This is a genomic window from Brevibacillus sp. NRRL NRS-603 (assembly GCF_003013445.1).
Classification (GTDB): Bacteria; Bacillota; Bacilli; order Brevibacillales; family Brevibacillaceae; genus Brevibacillus; species Brevibacillus formosus.
In genome coordinates, this window is sequence record NZ_PXZN01000127.1 from 1 (window position 1) to 1,320 (window position 1,320).

Genomic DNA, 1,320 nt, shown 5'->3' on the forward strand with positions numbered 1-1,320 from the left:
TCAAACCAGATTTCGCCGCCACCGTATTCCGGACGCTGAATGCAGATCAGGTCCCAGTGAATCGCGCTGCGGTTGCCGTTATCCGCCTGATCATAGGCACGACCCGGTGTAAGATGGAAGCTGCCAGCGATTTTTTCATCAAACAAAGTATCCCCCATCGGGTGCAAAATGTACGGGTTAAACGCAATGGCGAATTCACCGATGTAGCGTGCACCTTCATCTGTGTCCAATATCTCCGTTAGCTTGTCCGTATGGTTCGCGTGCGCCTCGACAATCTTTCCTTCCCGAAAAGTAAACCGGACGTTTTCGAACGTCGTACCTTTGAAATGGCTGGGCGTATTGTAGCTGATCGTCCCGTGAATCGAGTCGCGCACAGGAGAGGTGTACACTTCGCCATCGGGAATGTTTCGTTTGCCTACCGCTGTCCGCGTCCCAATCCCTTTGATCGAAAAGGTCAGGTCTGTCCCTGGTCCGACGATGCGCACCTTGTCTGTTTTGTCCATGAGGTCGTACAACGGCCGGCACGCTTCGGCCATTTTCCGATAATCGAGTGAACATACGTTGAAATAAAAATCCTCAAACGCTTCTGTCGTCATGTTGGCCTTTTGGGCAAGAGCCGAGGTCGGGTAGTTAATACGCAGTCCCGTAATCTGATTGTCGACATAATGGAATATGGAATCATACGCTTCTGCGTACAGACGGTGCTTCTCCTGCGGAACATCCTTCATCTCACTGTCATTCGTCTCGCCATGAATTCCGATATAGCCCTGCATGCCAAACCACATGTCCTTTTCCCACTGAACGGTCTGGGCAAGCTGTTCTTCGGTTAGCCCTTTCAACCATTCCCGCTGGACCTGAGGCCGTACAAAGCGCAGGTGGGGATAAGCTCCCTTCGCATACAGTCGCTTCACCAATTCCATTGCGAGCGGTTCTCCTTCATCCACGACCATGATCATAATATGCTGTTTGGCCTGCACATCCATGCTGTACGAAATTAAGTTGTCTGCTATTTTTCCTAGTCTTTCATCTCTCATCGCGCACGCGTCCTTTCTGGGTTTTGATTGCTCTTCCAGCATAACGCGCGTTTGTCAGAGGAATATCATCGGGAACAGCTGTTGATGATTTCGTGCTTTTGGCGTTTGGCAAGTTTGTACGAAGAAGTTCTTGAGATCATTGTACTGCATTCACCTTCTAAGTTTTGCTTTCAAACAATAACGAGAAGCTGCGTAGAAGAAGCGAATTTCCAGTCCAAGCGCCTCTGGAGCCCAACCTAGCTTCGGAATAAATGGCGGGGAATTTAAGCTTCACTTATGAAATTCT

General features: G+C 49.5%; 1 protein-coding gene. It reads right to left on the bottom strand.

What is annotated here, in order from left to right; genetic code table 11:
* Positions 1–1,034 (bottom strand): aminopeptidase (locus tag C7R94_RS29045; RefSeq protein WP_106785975.1); only part of this gene is annotated, 1,034 nt, incomplete at its 3' end.
* Between the last annotated feature and the right edge of the window lie 286 nt (positions 1,035–1,320).